This is a genomic window from Pseudomonas sessilinigenes, from assembly GCF_003850565.1.
In the GTDB taxonomy this organism is placed as follows: domain Bacteria; phylum Pseudomonadota; class Gammaproteobacteria; order Pseudomonadales; family Pseudomonadaceae; genus Aquipseudomonas; species Aquipseudomonas sessilinigenes.
Genome location: NZ_CP027706.1, coordinates 1,589,300 through 1,608,067 on the forward strand (window position 1 = coordinate 1,589,300; position 18,768 = coordinate 1,608,067).

The following is an 18,768-nucleotide window of genomic DNA, read 5'->3' on the forward strand; positions in this document are numbered from 1 at the left end:
TGGAGTTTGTTTCGGCTTGTCTTTGTCGATTGGCTGCAGAGTTTCTTTCTTGCAGGTGCGGCAGACATACCGGAAATGCGATAGCGCGCCGTTACTCATGGCTCGTGCCCTCGGCGCGGTAGGGCTCGCCGCACTTGCTGCAGCCTTTGGTAAACGGGATGAATTCGTGCACGCATTCGGTAGGCTCGCCTCCTGGAGCGGTCCGGTCGTCGAGACAAGTAGCGGCACTCGGCTCCGCGCTGGCGCATACACCGTTATCCTTGAAGTGGGTAATTGGTACGTTGCGCTGGCCACAGCGGGCGCAATTGATACCGGTACAGCTACAGGGCAGGCGGCCCTGGTTGCATTCGCACATGGGTTTCCGGCTCATGCGGCCTCCTTGATCTGCTCGACGTTGCGCCATGGGTCATTGGCCCGGGCCAGTGCGGCCATCGGCGGTGGGCTGACACTGTTGCCGCACATGTGGACCTGTTCGGTCTTGGTGAATGGCTTGCCGTCGGCGCCCTTGTCGATGATGTAGCTGGCCGGGAAGCCTTGGGCGCGGTACAGCTCGTGCGGCTGGAGCATGCGCAGGCAGATATCGACGATCACATAGGGCGTGCCTTTCACGTACACAGTGACCAAGGCCAGGCGGTCCTTGGTGGTGATCGTCGAGAGCGGTTCGTCGCAGGGGCTCATGTTGTGAGTGCCGTAGTAGCGGATCAGAAAGGCCGCGACGCGAAGGGCGCCGGCTTCCTGGTCTGGAGACAGCTTGTACTCGACCAGGGCGTGATGCTCGGCGCCGGCGGTCATGGTTGGCACTGGGTCTTCAATGGCGACCCCGGTGCAGTTGCGGCGCAGGGTAGCCAGGTTCGCGGTGACCAAGCGCTGCTGGCTGCCGCTGCTGGTCACAGTGGTCATGGGCTCGGTGATTCCTTTGGCGTGGGTGGCGTTGAAGCCGCCATTGGCCTGTTCAATGAACGCCGTGCAGGTGCCCAGGGCATGAGCTGCCCCTGCCGGGCGCTTGTAGTTGCCGCCGCTGGTGATGGTGGGTAGCGGTTCGGTGATGGCTGCGCCTTCGCTGTTGAAGCGGAACTTGACCAGGTGCGCCGTAGCAATCGAATGGCCGCCGCTGGCGGTGACAGTTCCCAGCGGTTCGCTGGCTGATTTGCTGCCGTTCCCCCAGCGCTGTACGCCGCCCGGCTTCCCTTCGCCGTGCGCGGCGGTCACCATCACCGGACTGGCCAACATCAGTTCGCCTCGGTTGGCAGCGGTCACGGTCGGCATTGGTTCGGCTGGGTCGTTGGTACGATCGCTGCCCTGGTGGGTTGCCGGCAGAACCACGGCGCTGGCCAGCGCATGCTTCACGCCGCCGGCGACGACGGTGCCCAGGGGCTGATCGATGCCTGGGGCGCGTGGCTGCTGCCCCTCGCGTTCTCCGTACCCCGTCTGTACCAGGGTTGGGCTTGCCATGGCGAAAGTGCCCCCGCGTGGCCAGGACGTGACGGTGCGCAAGGGTTCGTCCAGGGGCTGCACGCTTTCCCCCGACCAGTTGGCTATCGGCACGATAAATGGGCTCGGATTGTCCAGAACGAACTTTTTCATTCCTTTTGCTACCCGGCGCAGCGTGGCCTCGGCCAAGGGTTTCTTGCGGCCGAAAATGCTTTTGCTCGGCACAGTCCAGTCGATGCAGTCGGCGGCGGTGCGATGCTTCTGCTGGCCCTTTGCGGGCTTCTTGGCGTGGGTCGGTTCCGGCCAAACAATGGGCTGGCCGTCACAGCGGGCGAGCATGAATAGGCGCTCACGGGTGGTAGGTGCGCCATAGTCGCAGGCTTTCACAATGCGCCATTCCACCTGGTAGCCCATGCCTACCAGGAGTTGCACAAACCGGCGCCAGGTAACACCGCGCCGCTTCGGGTCTGGCACCAGGAACTGTTGATTCACCGGCACGCGCTCGCCCATGGCGGCCACGGTGCCATCGAGTTTCATTACCCGTCCGGTGGACTTGTCGCGCTTGGCGATCAAGGGGCCCCATTGCAGGATCTGTTTCACGTTCTCAAGGCTGATGACGCGAGGCTTCTTCTTGCCTGCCCACTTTAGGCCGATCCACGACAGGTTGCGGATCTCGCGCTTGCGCGGTTGGCCGCCGGCGGCTTGGCTATGGTGGGTGCAATCGGGGCTCATGTGGAACCAGCCGACACGGTGGCCCTGGCATTCTTCGTCGGGGTCGCCGTCGAATACGTCGGTGGTGTAGTGCCGGGCGTGCGGGTGGTTGGCGGTGTGCATGCTGATCGCTGCGCGGCTATGGTTCTTCGCCACGTCGACCTTGCGGCCCAGGCCCATTTCGAGTCCGGTGCCTGCGCCGCCGCCACCGCAGAAGAAGTCGACCACTATTTCATCGTCCTGGGCGTTGAGGTTCAGGGAATACTGGGTCTTGAAGTCGAAAGGAGGCGTTTTCAGGGAGGTCATGCCGCGTCCTCCAGTGTGTTTTTTGCGAGTACAGCAGAGGGCTGGAACAGAGGGTCTGCGCCGATAAATACTTCATCGGGCACGTTCTCCCACTCGGCGCGGATTACATCAAACTCGCCTTCATTCCACAGGCGAAGGAAGATCAAGCCGTCTTCGTCCTTGAGGGCAAAATCAATCGCTGCGCCAGCTGAATCGTACTCAAGCGGCAGACCAGCAGTCAGGCCCTGGGTGTTAATTGCCTCAAGAACTGCGTCGGCCTCGGCGAACCATTGGGCCTCTTTCGGGTTGTCCTCTTTAAGCAATAGGACGCCTTCGGCGAGTATCCAGGCGAGGGTGTCCAGGTTTTTGCGGAGTACCTCCGCCTCGACATTTTCCACTTCGGCAGGTGCAGCATTGTCCTTAGTATTCACGCCGCATCCTCCATGGTCAGTTCGTCTTCTTCGCGCTGCTGGTGCCGCTCGTAAGCCTCGCGCAAGGCGTCCCGCAGATGCGGATAGCCCTCGGTGTCGGCCTTGTGCGGGAAAGTAACGGTGCTGGTTTCCAGCTCGGCCCAGAAACTGCCGTGGGTGTTAAGCCATTCGATCAGCCGGGTATCGAGCGAATCGGCATTCAGCGCGGCGCCCGCTGTGGCGGTGTGGAAAACTCGGTAAGCCAGTTCCCGGGCCTGTGGAATGAGCGCGGCAGCTTTTGCGTGGGCATCTTCGGCCTTGAGTGCTTTGAACGTCTTCGTGGCCAGCTCCAGCGCTTGGGTCATGCGGATCAGGGTTTGTTGATCGTCCACGGTGAAGGGCTGGGCCTTGAGCTGCTGTTGCTGGGCCTGGTGTTCGGTAGCCTGGGCCGCGAGTGATTGGCAGCGCTCGGCAGTTCGCGCCAGGTCGTTGCTCAAGGCGTGGTTGCGGTCCCGATAGTCGGCCGTAGCGCGTGCCAGGGCGCGCAAGAAGGCCCTGCGGATGAAGTAGGCCAAGGCTAGTCCGCCGAGTAGGGCGCCTGCGAGCATGATCATGTGTTGGGCTTGCATGTGCTGTGATCCTCGATAGAGCCCGCCGCCGGATGTGTAACGTGGTGAGAGGACGGCGGCGGGGTGTTGCAAGGGTGGTTAGCGGGTCGCTTCGTACAGCGGTACTTCGTTGATCGCGGCCTTGATCTTGGCGCGCACGGCGTTATAGGCCTCCTCAAGCACCTTTTCCGGGCGGATCAGTTCGAACCACATGGCCAGGCGTCCGTCGACGATGCGATAGCGGAAGCGGGCCGGGATGCGGAAGCCATCGCCGCCCAGAAAGGGCTTGATGCCGATAAAGAACTGCTCAGGGATGTTGAGCTGGCCCGATTCGCCAGCGCGGCCGTCGATTTCCTCGTTGTAGGTCAGTTGAACCTGGCCGTTATCGAGGCGGGTGCCTTGTCGAAAGCTGATGTTCTTCTTGGCTTCCAGAGTGCGGCTGATCTCCAGCATGTCGGCAGCGCTCGGGGCGGCTGGGAAGTCGTCGTGCTGGACGATGTCCTTCACGTTGTCCTCGATGAACTCGGCAAATGCGGCTTGATCCATCCGCTTGCGGTCGGCGGCTTTCCAGCGCCCCCATTCAACGGTGATGGGGCAGCAATAGCTGGCGGTATGATCGGACCAGGCCGGGGTTGCTGGCTGGTGGTAGTCCAGTACAGCGGTGAAGGTGCGACCCTCGGGGCCGTTGCAGAACACCGACGTGGCTGGTGTGGCGAACCGGTTCACATACTCGATAAAGCTGTCTGCATCCAGCATGGTGACTTTCTGGCGAATGCGGCTCGGCGCGGGCAACAGATCCTCCAAGTCTTGAAGCTTAACGCCGTTGGGTACCAGGGCAACCGGGGCATGCAGGCCTGGATGGTCAAAGGGTTTGCCCAGCGCCTGGGAGAGGCTGACAAGCTGTTGAATGGCTTCTTGCATTGGATGTGCTCCAGTCTTCGTGGTGAGAGGTGGTTACTGCGAAACGTTGCGCAGGGTGGCCGTGCCTTCGTCCTCTTGGACGGAGCGCAGCGGCAGATCCTGCTGGCGAGGGTCGCGACGGTCGAGGTTGCCTTCCGGGGTGAGGAAGAACAGCGAAGTGCCCCGGGATAGGGTCGGTTCCTTCACCTTCACATCGGCCTTGATGTTCATCTGGCCGCGCCCGTCCGGCTTGTAGTTCAACTCGATGACCAGCTTGCCGCCCTTGCCGGAAAGGCGAATTGCGTCGATCAGGCGGTATTGGGCCTCGCTCAGTTCATCGAGCAGGCCGCCGGCCTCGATGTCGCGGAAGGTGTCGATAAAGGGTCGTGCTTTGGTCATGTGCTGTGTCTCACTGGTTGCTTGCCCCTGGTCGGCAGGGGCTACCGTTGCTATGCCGCCACTTTGCTGTTCTGGGCATCGAGGTAGGCGGCCAGGTCTTTCAGGTAAACGGTAGGGGTGCCTTTGTTCGTCCCGCCCAGTCGAGTTACCTTCAATGCGATACGGCCTGCGCTGATGGATCGAAGAAGGTAGCGATCACTGGATAGGTGCTTGAAGTAGCGCTCCCGCACGGCGGTAAGTGTCGGGTGGTCCGTTGGCCATTCCTTTCGCAGTCGGTCGAAGGTGTCGCTCATGGGCTGGCCTCCCCGGACCCCGCCAGGGGCCGCAGCTTGGTGCGGATCAGATCGGCCAACCCCTGGGCATCAGCGCTACGTGCGGTGGCGCAAACATGGCCGTGTGCATCGGCAACCACTGCGCCCCATGGCATGCCAGGGGTGTTTGTCGGGGTGACAAAGGCCATTAGGCCGGGAGCGATGACGCTGTTAACGCGGTGGGCCACTTCTGCCAGATCGGTGATGGTCAAGGCTGGTTCGCCAGCAGCCCGTTGCCCCTGCGCCAGGCTGCCCAGGAAGATCGGAACCAAGGCCAGGGTGTCGGTAGTGCGGGTGAAGGCGTGGAGGTGGTTAGTCTTCATGCTGCGGCTTCCTTGTTCGCGATGGTGATGCCCAGTTTTTTGGCGAGGTACGACACGCCGGCTTCGGTGACCATCACCACGGCGTAATGCCGTACCTGGCCCGACTTGCCGATCTGTACCGAGCGCGGGTCGGAATACAGGTTGCCCTGGTCGCGGTGGTGGCTGGCCAGGGTCCCATCGGCGGCCAGAACGTGCAGTTCGCGGAGCTTGGCGCGGAAGGCGCGGGGTTTGAGTCCGAGCAGTGCCGCTGTTTCGTCGAGGGTGCGGTTCATGGCTGGCTCCTCAGGCGATTGTCAGTGAGCCGCAATGCATTGCTTGAGGCTTGGCGCCGCCCTTGATAGCCGCTAACCAGCAGCTGATTGCCCAGCTCAGAGCCGCTACCGTGCTGTTGTTTGTGAGCATCCAATCGCCGTTTTGATATGCGATGCCGGCTTCACTGGAGTGCGGGTTGACGTTTTTGGCGTCTGGGCGTTTGAGGTGGACCACGATGCCGCCACGGTCGCGGATGAATGCCGCCTCATTTTCGAAGCGCAGATCGCTGACAACAAATCCCTGGGCTGAATCGTGGGTGCGGGCCAGTAGGTCGAGGTTCTGTGCGGCCAGAATCAGCCAGAGGTCCGGGTGCACCAGGTTACGGCCCCATTCCGTCCCGAGCAGTTGCATCAGTTCACGAGGGGAACGGTTAATCGCAGGCAGCGGCAGCTCTTTGCGATCGCCTTCGAAGTCGCACGGGCTCAGGTTGAGGATGTGCATCAGGCCGTCGCGGAGAGGGTCGGCGAACGCATAGCGCTGGAAGTTGTGGTTGTTCACCAGGTGTTGCGCGGCGGTGTCTTTGCCGGAGCGAGCGAGGCCGGCGAGGCCGATCAAAATTGGCTTCATGCTGCATCACCCCCGAATGGGCCGAGGTCTACCGGCTTGGCGGTGGCGATACGGCGAGTCGTGGCGATCACCAGCAGGCCGGTTTGGCGCTGGATGGCCTCAACAGCGGCAGGGCTGGTGCAGGCTGCGGGGTGGAGATACACCGGGCAGCGGGTGGGGCTGTGCTGTGTAGTCGTTTGCATGGTTCGTACTCTTGGTGAGAGGTGTACGAACAAACGTTAGCAACGGCTAACTAAATTAACAATAGCTGTGGCTACATTATTTTTACGTAATGCAAAAAAAACCGCACAGGGCGGTTTTTTTGGTGCAGGGGAATCAGTCAGTTCTGAATCTTGCTTGGGGGCATGATGCCGCCGACGTAATGAATTTTTGCGATTTCAGAACGTTGCAGCGTGAGTCGGCCGTATGTGTCGTTAACAGACATTAGGCTGACTTCCTCGCTGTTTGCATAGAGGAGTTCCTTGATCATTGATTCGCCGTTACTGCGAATCACTAAAACGTACTCCCCGGGCACCAGTTCCTGCCTCGGCTCGCACCAAACAAGCCATCCGTTTCGAATCGCTGGGGCCATTGCGTCCCCCTTGATGCGTAAGGCATACGCTGTAGGGTCCAGAGTGGGAACGTTAATCCAGCCGCTGCTTGGTGTCAGTTCATCCCACAATCCATCTGGTTTCACTTGGGCTAGTCCTTGAATAGGCACCCGCCGGAAAGGGTTTACTGCGTTGGGGCTAGCTTCAATGCCAGGCACCAGGCCTTCCTGGGCCGAAAGCGCGGGCATCAACAGGGTTCCACCAGGGAGGCCAATTTTATCTTCTAGGTTCTTGGCAGCTTTATCGCCTAAAGGGCGATGGCCATTCAAGAGCTGGGAGATGTAGGAGGCGTCCAGGTTGTAACGATCCGCGAACTCTTTGGTTTTGAGGTCGCCGATTAGCTTCTTGAGTGTGTCAATTCGTAGCTGACTGATATTCATGCACGCATCTTAGAATCGTTTAGCGTTTTGTAAATTGCGCCCAGCTATTGTTAATGGCGTTAGCGGCTGCTAGTCTCTCGCAAAATGGAGGTGCGCATGAGCTTGCATACATACATGAAGAGTCTCGACAAATTGCAGGTAGAAGATCTGGCCTGCCGCTGTAAAACCACGATGGGGCAGCTTAAGCAAATTGCTTACGGCAATCGTCGCGCTTCTGGCGGTCTGGCTGTGAACCTGGAGCGCGAAACCAAGGGAGCTGTAACTTGTGAAGAGCTTCGCCCAGACATTGATTGGGCATATCTGCGTGGCTCAAAAGCAGCATAAAAGGTGCTGGTCCGGGGATTCTCACCACAAGACCCCCGTCCCAGCAGTGGTGGCACCAGCACATGAATACCACCACTTGAAACACCGGCCTTTTTGCTCTCACCAAGATCAGCCAGGCCGGCCGTAACAAGTTGCATAGATACACAACGCGTTACTGAGGACGTCGGACCGGGTTTCTCACCACAAGATTTCCCCGGCTGACTGGAACGATGAACCGTGCCGCACAGCACGATTAGCACAGCACACCGGTCGTGGGTCGGATGATAGGGCGCTCCCTATCATCTGGCTAGACCGTAAAAGAGGTATTTACGGTTATGAGTCGTACAGCTAAACCAACGGCCGTCGAGCCGATATTGTCATTGCGTAAGGCGCTCTATCGCGCCGGCCATAGCTACCGGGGCGGCGTCACCGCGTTGGCGGTGGACATGGTCATGGATTACGACACGCTTCAAAAGAAGCTCAAGCATGATTTCGAGCATCGTTGGTTGGATCCGGACGAGCTTGAAGAGGTTATCCGGCTGACCCAAAGCGAGGTGCTGCTGGACGCGCTGATGCGCCCAGCGGGGATGGTCTGGTACAAGCCCGAACCTGCCGCGCCAACGCACCAAGCCTTGCAGTCAGTTAGCCGGCTACTTCATGAAGCCGGCATGTTCGTCTCAAGCATGCATCGCGGTGCCGCCGACAATATCTGGGAGCCGCACGAAGTAGAGGACCTGGAGAAGCACGGCGCGGACGTGATTCGCGCTGTCCTGGGCATCATGGCCGGCGCCCGCGCAGCGATGGAGGAAGACCTCCATGGCTGATGTGATTGATATCGCCAACGACCAGGCCGACTACTTCCTCCAGATCGCGCTGGAGCGCCGCCAGCGCCAGACGACTGGCGCCGCCAGTGCCGAATTCTGCGAAGACTGTGACGAACCTATCCCGCTTCTTCGCCAGCAGAAGGTTATGGGTTGCCAGACCTGCGTTAGTTGCCAGGAGCTGCGGGAGGCCCGGCGATGAGCAGCGATAAAATCCCGCTTCAACTGGGCGACCTTCCATCGCTTTTGCAGTACATCAGTCCTGATCAGCGTGACACCTGGGTCGAGGTTGGGATGGGGCTCAAGGCTGAGTTTGGTCAGGATGCATACCGCGATTGGAACCACTGGAGCCAGAGCAGCCAGACCTACGATGGCAAGGCTGCATTATCGGTTTGGAAGTCCTTCAAGAAATCCGGCACAGGCCTGGGTACGGTCCTCAAGATGGCGCTCGATGCTGGATGGCGTCCGGACAAAACCGAGATGAGCGCGGAGGACAAGCGCAAGTTTGCCGCGGAGCAAGAGGAGCGACGTAAGCGCCGACAGGCCGAGGTAGAAGCGGACGAAGCATTACTCGAGGAAATGCGGGCGTTGGTTGCCGATGCGTGCCAGCGGATTTGGTCCGAGCATTGCCACGAAAGCGGACGCAGTGCGTACCTGGAGCGAAAACAGGTCGGTGCGTTCGGCGTCGGTTTCTTCAAGACCACGGTCATTCTATCCATTGATGACCACAACAAGCGCTGCCAGATCTGGTCGGGCAGCAACGCCATGCAGTTCTTCGACAACTTACCCAAGCCTAGGCCGGCCTCTCTGAGCTTTCTGGTGTTTAAACCAGGCACGATTGCCGTGCCCATAAGAGACGCATCAGGTCGGCTCTGGAGCTTGCAGGCGATCAACGGGCAGGGCACCAAGTTGTTTCCCAAATACGGGCGTAAGTCTGGATGCTTTCACATCCTGGGCCCGGTCGATGATCCGTTGGACATTGCACTCGCTGAGGGATATGCCACGTCTGCCAGTGTGCATATGGCCTTGCTCTGGCCCGTGGCGATGGCTGTCGACTCGGGCAACTTACCTGCCGTTGCGCGGGCGCTAAGGGGGCTGTTCCCCGATGCTCGCCTGCTGGTGGCCGGTGATGATGATCCTGATGCGAAAGGCAATCCAGGTAGAACCAAGGCCGAGGCGGCAGCCTCGGCTAATGGTGGGTTCGCAGCCTTTCCGACTTCGCTGGAGCAGGCATAAATGGCAATCGACTGGAACGACCTGCACTGCAAATCCGGTTTGGATGCGGTACGTGATCAACTGCTGGAGTCCTTGAAGCCTGGCGCAACTGTGCAGCCGCTTGATGACTCTAGTGATGCTTCCGAATCCGTAGATGACTTTCTTCCCCGCGCCCCTTCTTTCGAGTGCGAAGGGCCAGGCGTACAAGCGCTTACTCACACCCCCGGAGACGGGGGAGGCTTTCGCATCAGCGAGCAGGAGCTGCTCCGGGACTTCGTGGTGATCTATGGAATGGACGTTGCGTGGGATTGCGCCCGCTCGCGGATGATCAAGCTGTCTGCTATCCGTGAGGCCGTTGGGCGGACGCGGTACAAGTGGTGGCAGGAAAGCGATCATCGGCGCATGGCCCAGGACGTTGTGTTTGATCCCACCGAGCAATGCGGGCCGCTCATGCTGAACCTCTATGACGGCTTTCACGCGAAACCTGACCCTCGCGGCGCAGATGGATGTTTGCTGATTCGCAAGCACCTGGGGTTGCTCTGTAACAACCGGGCTGATGAGTACCTGTTCCTGTTGAAGTGGATTGCCTATCCACTCCAGCATCCAGGAACGAAGATGGCTACTGCGGTGGTGATGTTCGGTGCCGAGGGTCCGGGCAAGAGCCTGCTATGGGAGAAGGTGCTACGCCGGATCTACGGTGACTATGGCACCACTATTGGCCAGGCCCAGCTCGAAAGCCAGTTCACTGGGTGGCAGAGCCGCAAGCTGTTTGCCCTGGCCGAAGAGGTTGTCAGCCGCGAGGAGATGCGGCACTACAAGGGCGTTCTCAAGCACCTGGTGACGGGTGAGACGTTGCAGATCAACGAGAAGAACATGCCGGTCCGGGAGGAGCGTAATCATCTCAACTTCGTGTTCCTGTCCAACTCCACGGTGCCGCTGGCATTGGATGATGGAGATCGGCGCTACCTGGTGCTTTATGTGGACCGAGTACCGCCACCGGATTACTTCGTCGCCTTGGTGAATGAGATCGATAACGGCGGCATCGAGGCGTTTTATCACTACCTGATGAACCTGGACCTAAGCGGGTTCGGGCCGCATTCCAAGCCCCCCTTGAACGAGGAAAAGCAGGGGCTGATCGATGGCAGCTTGCCTGCGCCGCGTTACTTCGTGCGGCGATGGTTGGCGGGAGAAACCGAGTTCCCAGTGACGGCGGCCGTTACCCAGGATGATCTATGGCGGGCGTTCTGCCGGTGGTGTGACGGGGCCAATGAGTTTAAGCGACGACAACGGGACTTTACCCAGGAGGCCGTGCGGGACTTGAAGCAAGCACGGCCGGACATTCGTTACCCGACTAAAAGCGATGATTTCAAGACGACCAGGATCTATGTAACGCCTGCATTCCTGGCGGAGAAACAAACCCTGGGTCGCGATTGGGCAAGCAAGGCTGGGCTTGAATGCCGGAAGTTTGCGACGGCTTTTGACAGGCGATCACTGCCCATGCCGGGAGATTTTTAATTCCGACATTCCGACAGTATTCCGACACTTAATAAACGCGGGTTTCGCCCAATGAATATTGGCATTCCGACATTCCGACAGACTTTTTGGGATTGCTCATGTGCGCGTATACACAGGCGAGAAACTTCCTAAATATCCGTCGGATTGTCGGAATCTATACATAACTACCTGTTTTTATTGGTTAAAAGTATTCCGACAGTATTCCGACAATTAAACCGACAGTAAAAACTCCAGTAGGAATCAAGCAAATGGCGATTTACACAATCAAGCAGGGTCTTTTTTCCAGGGTTGCAGACCGTGTCGAGGAACTGCTCAAGGCCCGCGTCGTTCACTGGAATAGTTTCGAGGAGCTGTTCCGTGGCTTCCGGTTCGTCTTGCATGACGAAGTTGCAGGGGTGTACGACATCTACCGGCGGCAGGCATTTGACTCCAGCCAGCAAAGACTCCTTAGCTGGATGCCCGCTATCCAATGGATATTCGTTGTCAGCACATCGGATGACGATGTTGATTTGATCCTGATCGAGGACAGTCTGCCCGATTACCTGGAAGCACTTCGCCAGTTGCAGCCGCTGGCATTGAGGGCGAAGCAGCGGGCTTATGATGTTCGGGCTGAGTTGGATTCGCAGCAATGATTCCAGAGATCGAGGAGCTGATGTTGCACTGGGCGCGCCAGCTCGGTCGCGTTGGGGATGGCGGCGGCTTGGGCAGCCCCATGGCAACGATCATCGAGTGGGGCGGGAGTGCACCGCGTGGGACGCCAGGACCTCGCTTGCCCGGTGGCGGTGCTGGGATTGATCACATCGCATCGGAGGTTTCGGCCGCGCTCGCGCAGATTGAACGCCAGTCAGAAAAGGGCGCCTTGTTGGTCCGGCTTGCGCATAACCGCTATCGGCATGCCGAGCCGTTGACCGTCCAGGCGCAGCTCGCGTTGTTGCAACTGCCCACCAGTGCAGATCGAACCTACCGGAACTGGGTCCACCGGCTGCATCAGCAAGTGCAGGTCATTCTTGCGACACGCACTGTCACTGCCCGAGGTGGTGGCCGGCGTAGTGGTGCTGTTGAAACGGATCTGACTCGGGCGTCGATGGAGAGGCGCCGGCAAGCCTGACCGTTCGTCGGGATGGTTTGTCGTGTTGTGGTCGTATTGTTGTCGCGTTGTTGTCGTGTTTGTGTCGCGTTCTGACCAACCGAAAATACCCCCTTTTCGGTTTTTCCGGAGAGGGGTAAAAAGTCACCACGATATGCGACCTGCGCCTAGGCGCTCCACCCGAGCACGTGCTGTGCACCTAGCCCTGGCCTTGGTCGGGACACTGAAAACCCCGTCACCCTGGCGGGGTTTTCTTTTTCCGGCGCTCGCCGCGCTCCCTCATTTGAGACCCCCTATGACTAACGAGCAGCAAGCGCTGGCAGAGATGCCTATCTGGTTGGTAATTGTCCTGGCCCTGGTGGGCGGTGTGTCCGGCGAGATGTGGCGGGCAGACAAGGACGGCGCCCGAGGTTGGGTGCTGTTGCGGCGCCTAGCGCTTCGGTCTGGCGCCTGCATCGTCTGCGGCATGGCGGCACTAATGCTGCTGATCGGCGCCGGCGTTTCGATCTGGACGGCAGGCGCCTTCGGCTGCCTGACCGCGATGGCTGGGGCGGATGTCGCCATTGGCCTGTACGAGCGTTGGGCGGCCAGGCGAATCGGTGTCGATGATGTGCCACCGACCAGCGAGGGCAGGGGGTGATGGTGATTCGTCCGGCCCAGGTCGAAAAATCACCGGCGGGGACCCTGGGAGCCGTTCCCGGACACGGGGTCGGAAACCCGCGGATCTTTGTTAGCGGCTGGTTCACCCGCTTAGTGAACTGGCGGTGAACTGGTGAACACCCCGTATTTATTGGGTTAACTGGACGTCAAACACATGACCGTTATCAGCAAGTCGGACTTTGCGGCGCGGCGCGGTTGGGCCAAGTCCTACGTATCCAAGCTGGCCAAGCAAGATCGGCTGGTGCTGACCGCAGACGGCAAGGTCGAGCTGGAGGCAACCGAGGCCCTGCTGGCTGAATCGGCAGACCCCAGCAAGGCGGCGGTGGCTGCTCGGCATGAAGAAGCGCGCATTGATCGCGATGTGCGCAGCGGCCTGGTGCCGACTACTGAAACCGATTCTGTGCCGCAACTCCCCAGCAAAGGCCCGGATTTTCAGAAGTCCCGAGCCCACCGGGAGCATTACCTGGCCAAGCTGGCCGAAGCTGAGTTTCACAAGGTCCAGGGCGACCTTGTTGGCCGCGAAGCGGTAACGGTTGCGGCCTACAACGCGGGGCGCATGGTTCGTGATTTGCTGTTCGGCATGTCGCCGCAACTGGCTGCCGAGGTCGCGGCACTGAGCGATCCCTGGGAAATCGAGCGGCACCTGACAGGGGCGTTTCGCCGAGCCCTTGAAGACGCCGGACGCATGACCGACGCCGACCTACAACAAGCCATCACACAGAGCTGAACCTATGCCCGAATACGCAAACGGTGCAGAGGTGTACCGCGATGCGTATTGCCGAGGGCTACAGCCAGACCCTGAACTATGGGTTGACGAATGGGCAGATGAATACATGCGAATCCCGCGCGACACGGGAGCCGCAGAGCCCGGCAAGTACCGCACGGACCGGACGCCGTACGCACGAGAACCCATGCGCTGCCTGTCCCCGGCCCACCCCTGCAAACGGGTGGTGACCATGGTGGCCTCGCAGCTGATGAAAACCCAAATCGCCTTGAACTGGATCGGCGGCCTGATCCACATGGCTCCATCCAACATCCTGACCTTGCTGCCGAGCCTCGGCCTGGCCAAGCGGGTTTCGTCGCGGATCGGCAAGACGATCAAGGCCACCCCGGAGCTGAACAAGCGGGTGGCGTCCAGCCGCTCCCGCGACTCCCGCAACACCATGGACACCAAGGAGTTCGAAGGTGGCTCGCTGTATGTGACCACGGCCGGTTCTGCCGCCAACCTTGCCGAGCTATCGGCTCGGTATGTGTACGGTGACGAGGTTGACCGGTGGGAGGTTGATGTGGGCGAGGAGGGCGACCCCATCGAACTGGCGGAAGCCCGGGGCAGTACCTTCGGCCGCAACGCCAAGTTCTACTTTTCCAGTTCGCCGACCATCAAGGGAGCCTCGCGGATCAGCGATCTGTTCGAGTCCAGCGACCAGCGGCATTACTACGTGCCGTGCCCAACCTGCGGGCATCACCAGGTGCTGGAGTGGGAGCGCCTGCTGTACTCCGCTGACTTCAGCGTGGCGCACTACCAGTGTGCAGGTCCTGAGTGTGATGTCCTGATCGAGGAACACCACAAAGGATGGATGCTGGCTAACGGACAGTGGCGGGCGCACGCCGAGGGCGACGGGGAAACGGTGGGGTTCTACCTCAACGCTTTGTACGCCCCTTCCGGCTGGACCGACTGGCGGACCTTGGCCCGGCAGTACGAGAAGGCCAAGAAGGCCCAGGCCGCTGGCAACCTGGAGCCGATGCAGGTGTTTTACAACACCCGCCTGGCCAAGGTCTGGGACAGCGCCCAGGAGCAAACCAAGGCCCACGTCCTACGGGATCGGGCCCGTCTTGAGCGCTACAGCCTCGGCTCGATGCCGGCCGGTGTGTTGATGCTGACCGCTGCGGTCGACGTGCAGGCCAACCGCCTGGAGCTGATGGTGATGGGCTTCGGTGTTGGCTTGGAGCGCTGGGTGATCGACCACCAAGTGATTTGGGGTGATCCGGCGAACCAGAAGACATGGGATGTGCTGGACGAGAAGCTTAAGGCCCGCTACCGGCATCCTTGCGGTGTCGCGCTGGCGATCCTGGCTGCGGGTGTCGACTCCGGTGGTCACCACACGGACGAGGTCTACCAGTTCTGCCGCCTTCGTCGGTGGCGCAACATCTTCGCTATCAAGGGGGCGAGCAAGCCCGGGCGTCCGGTCATTGCCCAGCGCCCGTCCATGGTCGATGTCACCTGGCGCGGGCAGACCGAGCGCAACGGCGCCGAGCTGTGGTTTGTCGGCACCGACACCGCCAAGGACTGGATCTACAACCGCTACCCGTTCCCGGACGGCCCGGGGGCGTTGCACTTCGCTAACGACTTGCCCGATGAGTTCTTCGATCAGTGCGTGGCCGAAAGCAAAGTGGCCCGCTACGTCAAAGGCTACAAGCGCATCGAGTGGGTGAAGGGCAAGGCAGACCGAAACGAAGCGCTCGACCTGATGGTGTATTGCCTGGCGATGGCTCATTACCTGGGCATCAATCGCTACCTAGACGCTGATTGGGAACGGGTCCGGCAGGCGCTGGCACAGGGCGGATTGTTCGACGACGAGGCCGGCCAGCAGGCGGTGTCGCCTGCACCTGCGACCGATGAATCGGAACCAGAGGCCATCGAGCGTCCGGCTCCGACACCTGCGGCACCTGTTGCCCGGGCCCAACCCGTCGCGCCGCAACCTCAACGCCGCATGTCTACCAGCGGCTATCTCAAGAGACGCTGATATGTCCTTTACCCAGAAACACCTCGACGCTATCGAGGCGGCTATCGCTCGCGGTGAAAAAACCGTGCGCTATGGCGACCGCACGGTGGAATACCGGACGGTGGACGAACTGCTCAGGGCTCGCGAGGAGATCCGAGGCAGTCTTGCCGCAACTGCTGGTCCACGCCCCCGCGTGGTTCGGCTTTACCACGGGGGCAAAGGACTGTAATGGCTCGCCACTACCCAACGTTGAGCCGTCAAGGCTTCCTGCTGCCATCGAACATCAAAGCCAGCTACGAAGGCGCCGGGGAGGGGCGCCGGTCGGCGGGCTGGGACGCCCCGGAGAGTAGCCTCAACAGCATCAACACCCCGGCCTTGCGCAACTTGCGCTCGCGCTCCAGGGCGGCGGTGCGTAATGACCCCTACGCCTTCAACGTAGTGGACAAGCGGGTCAGTAACCTGATCGGCACTGGCATTACCCCTCGGGCCCAGACCGTCGACAACGACCTGCGCAAGCTGTTGCATGTCCTGTGGGAGGATTGGGTGGACGAGTCGGATGCCGACGAACTGACCGACTTTTATGGCCAGCAGGCGCTGGTCGCCCGGACCGTTGAAACCTCGGGGGAATGCTTCGTGCGGTTGCGACCCCGTCGAACCGAGGATGGGCTGGCGGTGCCCTTGCAGGTGCAACTGCTGGCGCCGGAGTTTGTGCCCCATGACAAATTCGAAACCACCCGCGACGGCAACGTCATTCGGGCCGGGATCGAGTTCAACGGCATAGGCAAGCGGGTGGCGTACTGGATGTATCGCTCGCACCCAGGGGAATCCTCCTCATTGACCGGCGGCTATAACCAGCTAGTGCGAGTGCCGGCCGCCCAGGTGCTGCACATCTTCGACCCGCTGGAGCCCGGCCAGTTGCGTGGTGTACCGCGCCTGTCGCCAGTGTTGAAACGCCTGCGCAGCCTCGATAACTACGATGATGCGGTGCTGTTCCGGCAGGAGGTCGCCAACCTGTTCGCGGGCTTTATCACCCGTCCCACGCCGGAAGGTGGTCCGCCGGCACTCGATCCCGTCACCGGCCAGCCGTTTACTCTGGATCGAGACGGGTTCACGCCGATGGTGGCGCTGGAGCCGGGGACCATGCAGGAGCTAGGGCCCGGGGAGGAGGTCGAGTTCTCCACGCCGCCGGATGCGGGCAACAACTACCCGGACTTCATGCGCCAGCAACTCATGGCTGCTGCTGCCGGCGCGGGGGTGCCCTACGAGATCGTTACCGGCGATATGAAGGACATCAACGATCGTGTGATGCGGGTGGTGCTGAACGAGTTTCGCCGGCGCCTGGAACAATTGCAGTTCGGCGTTTACGTGCACCAGTTGTGCCGCCCTGTGCGTGCCGCTTGGCTGGATATGGCGGTGCTGTCCGGTGCTGTGCAATTGGCTGACTACGCCCAGCGCCGCCGTGAATATCTGCGTACCCGCTGGGTGCCGCAGGGTTGGCCGTACCTCCAGCCGGTGCAGGACGTTCAAGCACGGCGTATGGAAGTGCAGGCCGGTTTCGCCTCGCGCAGCGAAATGTGCCTGCGTACCGGCTACGACGCTGAAACGGTCGACGCGGAAAACGCCGCTGATCTTGAGCGGGCGAACGGCCTGGGCCTCAACTACAACACCCTCGAAAGCGTCGAGCTGCTCGACGACAAGGAGCAACCATGAGCAAGAAAACTCAGGTCCGCGTCTACGACGCCGCCGGCGTGCTGGTGCCGGTGAAGGACCAGACCTGGTACACACTGCGAGCCAGCGGCGAAGCCGAGCAACAGAACATCGAGGTGTTCGTGTACGGCGAGATCGGTGCCTGGGGCGTGACCGCGAATCAGTTTGTGCAGGACCTGCGGGCCCTGGACGACGGGGTGTCGCCGGTGGTGGTCGCCTTCAACAGCATTGGCGGGGATCTGTTCGACGGCCTGGCAATGCACAACGCGCTGTCGCGTTTGGGCGAGCGCTGTACCGGTCGGATTGACGCCCTGGCCGCCAGCGCCGCCAGCGTGGCAGTGTGCGGCGCGCATCGAGTGGTGATCGCCGCCAACGCCATGCTGATGATTCACAACCCGTGGACCTATGCGGCGGGCGATGCCGAGGACTTTCGCAAGGTCGCCGATGTGCTGGACCAGACCCTGGAAGCGATCATCGCGGCCTACAAGTCCAAGGCGCCGGACATCGACGATGCCGAGCTGCGGCGCCTCGTCGATGCCGAAACCTGGCTGACCGCCAACGAGGCTTTAGCGCTGGGCCTGGCGGACGAAGTAGGCGACGGGGTCAAGGTCAGCGCCTGTCTGGGCCATGGCGATGCGCTGCGGCGCTTTCGCAACGCTCCCCCTGGGCTGCTGGCCCAGCTGGACGAGCAACCGCCAGCGGTCCCGGGCGAACCAGCAACACCGCCCGAGCCGGCTCCGGTGGTGGATGCTGCCCAGCTGGCTCTGCTGATCACCCAGCGTTGCGCTGAATCCGGTATCAGCAACCTGGTAGAACCGTTGCTCAAGTCCACCCAGCTGGAAAGTGAAGCGGTTGTTCAAGCTGGCCTGGCCCGGGCCAAGACCATCAACGATCTGTGCGTAGCCGCTCGGTTGCCGGAGTTCAGCGCCGAGTTCGTGGCCGCTGGCTTGGACGCGGCCAGTGTTCGCGCTCGCTTGTTCGACAAGCTGGTGGGCACGGGCAAGGGCTTCGAAATCGATAACAGCCTGCCGTTGGAAAACGACCCGCCGCCCAAGGTACAGGCCAAGAAAATCGACCAGCCCTCAATCTGGGCTGCTCGCCAAGCTGCACAACAACCCTCCGCAAAAGGAACCAGACCATGACTGTTCAACGTGAGCCGATGCATGCGGGTGAATTCCTGCTGTCCGAAGGCGCCGGCAACATCTCCCGTGAAGCCATTAACGTCGCCGCCGGCCCGGCCCTGGAGCCCGGCCAGATCCTCGGCCTGGTCACTGCTACCGGTGAGTTCGCGCCTTATAAGCCAACTGCCGAAGACGGCAGCGAGAACGCCCAGGCCATCCTCTACGGCCCATTGGGCGAGTCGGATGTAGTCCGCCGTGGCCGCGCCGTGGTGCGCCTTGCTGAGGTCAGCGAGGCATGTCTGACCGGCCTCGACATGGCGGCTGAAAAGGCCCTGGCCAGTCACTTCGTGATCGTCCGCTAAGACCCTTCACCCTCGTTTATCGAACCC

Annotated in this window: 26 protein-coding genes; 14 read left to right on the forward strand and 12 right to left on the reverse strand. The window is 60.9% G+C overall.

The window, feature by feature from the left end:
* Positions 1-91: 91 nt before the first annotated feature.
* From C4K39_RS07390 to C4K39_RS07445, 12 genes are all read right to left on the reverse strand, one after another.
* On the reverse strand, positions 92-370 hold the full coding sequence (locus C4K39_RS07390; protein ID WP_124345996.1) for a hypothetical protein: 279 nt from the start codon (positions 368-370) through the stop codon (positions 92-94).
* Positions 367-2,448: a DNA cytosine methyltransferase gene (locus C4K39_RS07395; RefSeq protein WP_124345997.1), complete on the reverse strand. Its 2,082-nt coding sequence runs from the start codon at positions 2,446-2,448 to the stop codon at positions 367-369. Before C4K39_RS07395 ends, C4K39_RS07390 begins: the two co-directional genes overlap by 4 nt.
* Complete coding sequence (locus tag C4K39_RS07400) at positions 2,445-2,858, reverse strand: hypothetical protein (protein ID WP_124345998.1); 414 nt, start codon at positions 2,856-2,858, stop codon at positions 2,445-2,447. The genes C4K39_RS07395 and C4K39_RS07400 overlap by 4 nt, the downstream gene beginning before the upstream one ends.
* A complete protein-coding gene (locus C4K39_RS07405; protein WP_124345999.1) occupies positions 2,855-3,466 on the reverse strand; it encodes a hypothetical protein in 612 nt (203 codons plus the stop codon). The genes C4K39_RS07400 and C4K39_RS07405 overlap by 4 nt, the downstream gene beginning before the upstream one ends.
* 78 nt (positions 3,467-3,544) lie before the next feature.
* Positions 3,545-4,366 (reverse strand): YfdQ family protein, encoded by an 822-nt coding sequence (locus tag C4K39_RS07410; RefSeq protein ID WP_124346000.1) that lies wholly within the window; start codon positions 4,364-4,366, stop codon positions 3,545-3,547.
* Positions 4,367-4,399: 33 nt separating this feature from the next.
* Positions 4,400-4,744 carry a YfdP family phage-associated protein gene (locus C4K39_RS07415; RefSeq protein ID WP_124346001.1) on the reverse strand — a complete coding sequence of 115 codons (345 nt, stop codon included), beginning with the start codon at positions 4,742-4,744 and terminating at the stop codon, positions 4,400-4,402.
* A gap of 50 nt (positions 4,745-4,794) precedes the next feature.
* On the reverse strand, positions 4,795-5,037 hold the full coding sequence (locus C4K39_RS07420) for a pyocin activator PrtN family protein (protein WP_124346002.1): 243 nt from the start codon (positions 5,035-5,037) through the stop codon (positions 4,795-4,797).
* Positions 5,034-5,378: a hypothetical protein gene (locus C4K39_RS07425; protein WP_124346003.1), complete on the reverse strand. Its 345-nt coding sequence runs from the start codon at positions 5,376-5,378 to the stop codon at positions 5,034-5,036. The genes C4K39_RS07420 and C4K39_RS07425 overlap by 4 nt, the downstream gene beginning before the upstream one ends.
* Positions 5,375-5,650, reverse strand: coding sequence for a phage antirepressor KilAC domain-containing protein (locus tag C4K39_RS07430; RefSeq protein WP_103326978.1), 276 nt, complete (start codon positions 5,648-5,650; stop codon positions 5,375-5,377). Before C4K39_RS07430 ends, C4K39_RS07425 begins: the two co-directional genes overlap by 4 nt.
* Positions 5,651-5,660: 10 nt before the next feature.
* Positions 5,661-6,257, reverse strand: a complete 597-nt coding sequence (locus tag C4K39_RS07435; protein WP_225926566.1) for a deoxynucleotide monophosphate kinase family protein — start codon at positions 6,255-6,257, stop codon at positions 5,661-5,663.
* Positions 6,254-6,439 carry a hypothetical protein gene (locus C4K39_RS07440; protein WP_068577853.1) on the reverse strand — a complete coding sequence of 62 codons (186 nt, stop codon included), beginning with the start codon at positions 6,437-6,439 and terminating at the stop codon, positions 6,254-6,256. Before C4K39_RS07440 ends, C4K39_RS07435 begins: the two co-directional genes overlap by 4 nt.
* A gap of 137 nt (positions 6,440-6,576) precedes the next feature.
* A complete protein-coding gene (locus C4K39_RS07445) occupies positions 6,577-7,227 on the reverse strand; it encodes a S24 family peptidase (RefSeq protein ID WP_103326987.1) in 651 nt (216 codons plus the stop codon).
* A gap of 96 nt (positions 7,228-7,323) precedes the next feature.
* Here C4K39_RS07445 and C4K39_RS07450 point away from each other — a divergent pair, with 96 nt between their 5' ends.
* The 14 genes from C4K39_RS07450 (at position 7,324) to C4K39_RS07515 (ending at position 18,741) form a co-directional block, all read left to right on the forward strand.
* Positions 7,324-7,551, forward strand: coding sequence for a transcriptional regulator (locus tag C4K39_RS07450; protein WP_103326989.1), 228 nt, complete (start codon positions 7,324-7,326; stop codon positions 7,549-7,551).
* Between the two features lie 314 nt (positions 7,552-7,865).
* Entirely contained in the window at positions 7,866-8,354 is a 489-nt protein-coding gene (locus tag C4K39_RS07455) for a phage regulatory CII family protein (RefSeq protein WP_124346004.1), read from the forward strand.
* Complete coding sequence (locus C4K39_RS07460) at positions 8,347-8,553, forward strand: TraR/DksA C4-type zinc finger protein (protein WP_124346005.1); 207 nt, start codon at positions 8,347-8,349, stop codon at positions 8,551-8,553. The genes C4K39_RS07455 and C4K39_RS07460 overlap by 8 nt, the downstream gene beginning before the upstream one ends.
* Complete coding sequence (locus C4K39_RS07465; protein WP_124346006.1) at positions 8,550-9,587, forward strand: PriCT-2 domain-containing protein; 1,038 nt, start codon at positions 8,550-8,552, stop codon at positions 9,585-9,587. The genes C4K39_RS07460 and C4K39_RS07465 overlap by 4 nt, the downstream gene beginning before the upstream one ends.
* On the forward strand, positions 9,588-11,081 hold the full coding sequence (locus C4K39_RS07470; protein WP_124346007.1) for a primase-helicase family protein: 1,494 nt from the start codon (positions 9,588-9,590) through the stop codon (positions 11,079-11,081).
* A gap of 248 nt (positions 11,082-11,329) precedes the next feature.
* Positions 11,330-11,713 (forward strand): hypothetical protein, encoded by a 384-nt coding sequence (locus C4K39_RS07475; protein ID WP_124346008.1) that lies wholly within the window; start codon positions 11,330-11,332, stop codon positions 11,711-11,713.
* Entirely contained in the window at positions 11,710-12,189 is a 480-nt protein-coding gene (locus C4K39_RS07480) for a hypothetical protein (RefSeq protein WP_124346009.1), read from the forward strand. Before C4K39_RS07475 ends, C4K39_RS07480 begins: the two co-directional genes overlap by 4 nt.
* Positions 12,190-12,463: 274 nt before the next feature.
* Positions 12,464-12,808: a phage holin family protein gene (locus C4K39_RS07485; protein ID WP_124346010.1), complete on the forward strand. Its 345-nt coding sequence runs from the start codon at positions 12,464-12,466 to the stop codon at positions 12,806-12,808.
* Positions 12,809-12,982: 174 nt separating this feature from the next.
* Positions 12,983-13,555 (forward strand): terminase small subunit, encoded by a 573-nt coding sequence (locus C4K39_RS07490; RefSeq protein WP_124346011.1) that lies wholly within the window; start codon positions 12,983-12,985, stop codon positions 13,553-13,555.
* 4 nt (positions 13,556-13,559) lie between these two features.
* The gene (locus tag C4K39_RS07495; protein ID WP_124346012.1) at positions 13,560-15,572 is read left to right on the forward strand and encodes a phage terminase large subunit family protein; all 2,013 of its coding nucleotides are present in this window, start codon (positions 13,560-13,562) and stop codon (positions 15,570-15,572) included.
* A 1-nt stretch (position 15,573) separates the two neighbouring features.
* Entirely contained in the window at positions 15,574-15,780 is a 207-nt protein-coding gene (locus tag C4K39_RS07500) for a phage head-tail joining protein (RefSeq protein WP_124346013.1), read from the forward strand.
* Positions 15,780-17,261, forward strand: coding sequence for a phage portal protein (locus C4K39_RS07505; protein ID WP_124346014.1), 1,482 nt, complete (start codon positions 15,780-15,782; stop codon positions 17,259-17,261). Before C4K39_RS07500 ends, C4K39_RS07505 begins: the two co-directional genes overlap by 1 nt.
* On the forward strand, positions 17,258-18,400 hold the full coding sequence (locus C4K39_RS07510) for a head maturation protease, ClpP-related (RefSeq protein ID WP_124346015.1): 1,143 nt from the start codon (positions 17,258-17,260) through the stop codon (positions 18,398-18,400). Before C4K39_RS07505 ends, C4K39_RS07510 begins: the two co-directional genes overlap by 4 nt.
* A complete protein-coding gene (locus C4K39_RS07515) occupies positions 18,397-18,741 on the forward strand; it encodes a head decoration protein (protein WP_068577821.1) in 345 nt (114 codons plus the stop codon). Before C4K39_RS07510 ends, C4K39_RS07515 begins: the two co-directional genes overlap by 4 nt.
* Positions 18,742-18,768 lie beyond the last annotated feature (27 nt).

Bases quoted from the DNA above. Each gene is read 5' to 3' on its own strand.
- C4K39_RS07390 (WP_124345996.1), bottom strand. From the start codon at position 370: ATGAGCCGGAAACCCATGTGCGAATGCAACCAGGGCCGCCTGCCCTGT.
- C4K39_RS07395 (WP_124345997.1), bottom strand. From the start codon at position 2,448: ATGACCTCCCTGAAAACGCCTCCTTTCGACTTCAAGACCCAGTATTCC.
- C4K39_RS07405 (WP_124345999.1), bottom strand. From the start codon at position 3,466: ATGCAAGCCCAACACATGATCATGCTCGCAGGCGCCCTACTCGGCGGA.
- C4K39_RS07410 (WP_124346000.1), bottom strand. From the start codon at position 4,366: ATGCAAGAAGCCATTCAACAGCTTGTCAGCCTCTCCCAGGCGCTGGGC.
- C4K39_RS07415 (WP_124346001.1), bottom strand. From the start codon at position 4,744: ATGACCAAAGCACGACCCTTTATCGACACCTTCCGCGACATCGAGGCC.
- C4K39_RS07420 (WP_124346002.1), bottom strand. From the start codon at position 5,037: ATGAGCGACACCTTCGACCGACTGCGAAAGGAATGGCCAACGGACCAC.
- C4K39_RS07425 (WP_124346003.1), bottom strand. From the start codon at position 5,378: ATGAAGACTAACCACCTCCACGCCTTCACCCGCACTACCGACACCCTG.
- C4K39_RS07430 (WP_103326978.1), bottom strand. From the start codon at position 5,650: ATGAACCGCACCCTCGACGAAACAGCGGCACTGCTCGGACTCAAACCC.
- C4K39_RS07435 (WP_225926566.1), bottom strand. From the start codon at position 6,257: ATGAAGCCAATTTTGATCGGCCTCGCCGGCCTCGCTCGCTCCGGCAAA.
- C4K39_RS07440 (WP_068577853.1), bottom strand. From the start codon at position 6,439: ATGCAAACGACTACACAGCACAGCCCCACCCGCTGCCCGGTGTATCTC.
- C4K39_RS07445 (WP_103326987.1), bottom strand. From the start codon at position 7,227: ATGAATATCAGTCAGCTACGAATTGACACACTCAAGAAGCTAATCGGC.
- C4K39_RS07450 (WP_103326989.1), top strand. From the start codon at position 7,324: ATGAGCTTGCATACATACATGAAGAGTCTCGACAAATTGCAGGTAGAA.
- C4K39_RS07455 (WP_124346004.1), top strand. From the start codon at position 7,866: ATGAGTCGTACAGCTAAACCAACGGCCGTCGAGCCGATATTGTCATTG.
- C4K39_RS07460 (WP_124346005.1), top strand. From the start codon at position 8,347: ATGGCTGATGTGATTGATATCGCCAACGACCAGGCCGACTACTTCCTC.
- C4K39_RS07465 (WP_124346006.1), top strand. From the start codon at position 8,550: ATGAGCAGCGATAAAATCCCGCTTCAACTGGGCGACCTTCCATCGCTT.
- C4K39_RS07470 (WP_124346007.1), top strand. From the start codon at position 9,588: ATGGCAATCGACTGGAACGACCTGCACTGCAAATCCGGTTTGGATGCG.
- C4K39_RS07475 (WP_124346008.1), top strand. From the start codon at position 11,330: ATGGCGATTTACACAATCAAGCAGGGTCTTTTTTCCAGGGTTGCAGAC.
- C4K39_RS07480 (WP_124346009.1), top strand. From the start codon at position 11,710: ATGATTCCAGAGATCGAGGAGCTGATGTTGCACTGGGCGCGCCAGCTC.
- C4K39_RS07485 (WP_124346010.1), top strand. From the start codon at position 12,464: ATGACTAACGAGCAGCAAGCGCTGGCAGAGATGCCTATCTGGTTGGTA.
- C4K39_RS07490 (WP_124346011.1), top strand. From the start codon at position 12,983: ATGACCGTTATCAGCAAGTCGGACTTTGCGGCGCGGCGCGGTTGGGCC.
- C4K39_RS07495 (WP_124346012.1), top strand. From the start codon at position 13,560: ATGCCCGAATACGCAAACGGTGCAGAGGTGTACCGCGATGCGTATTGC.
- C4K39_RS07500 (WP_124346013.1), top strand. From the start codon at position 15,574: ATGTCCTTTACCCAGAAACACCTCGACGCTATCGAGGCGGCTATCGCT.
- C4K39_RS07505 (WP_124346014.1), top strand. From the start codon at position 15,780: ATGGCTCGCCACTACCCAACGTTGAGCCGTCAAGGCTTCCTGCTGCCA.
- C4K39_RS07510 (WP_124346015.1), top strand. From the start codon at position 17,258: ATGAGCAAGAAAACTCAGGTCCGCGTCTACGACGCCGCCGGCGTGCTG.
- C4K39_RS07515 (WP_068577821.1), top strand. From the start codon at position 18,397: ATGACTGTTCAACGTGAGCCGATGCATGCGGGTGAATTCCTGCTGTCC.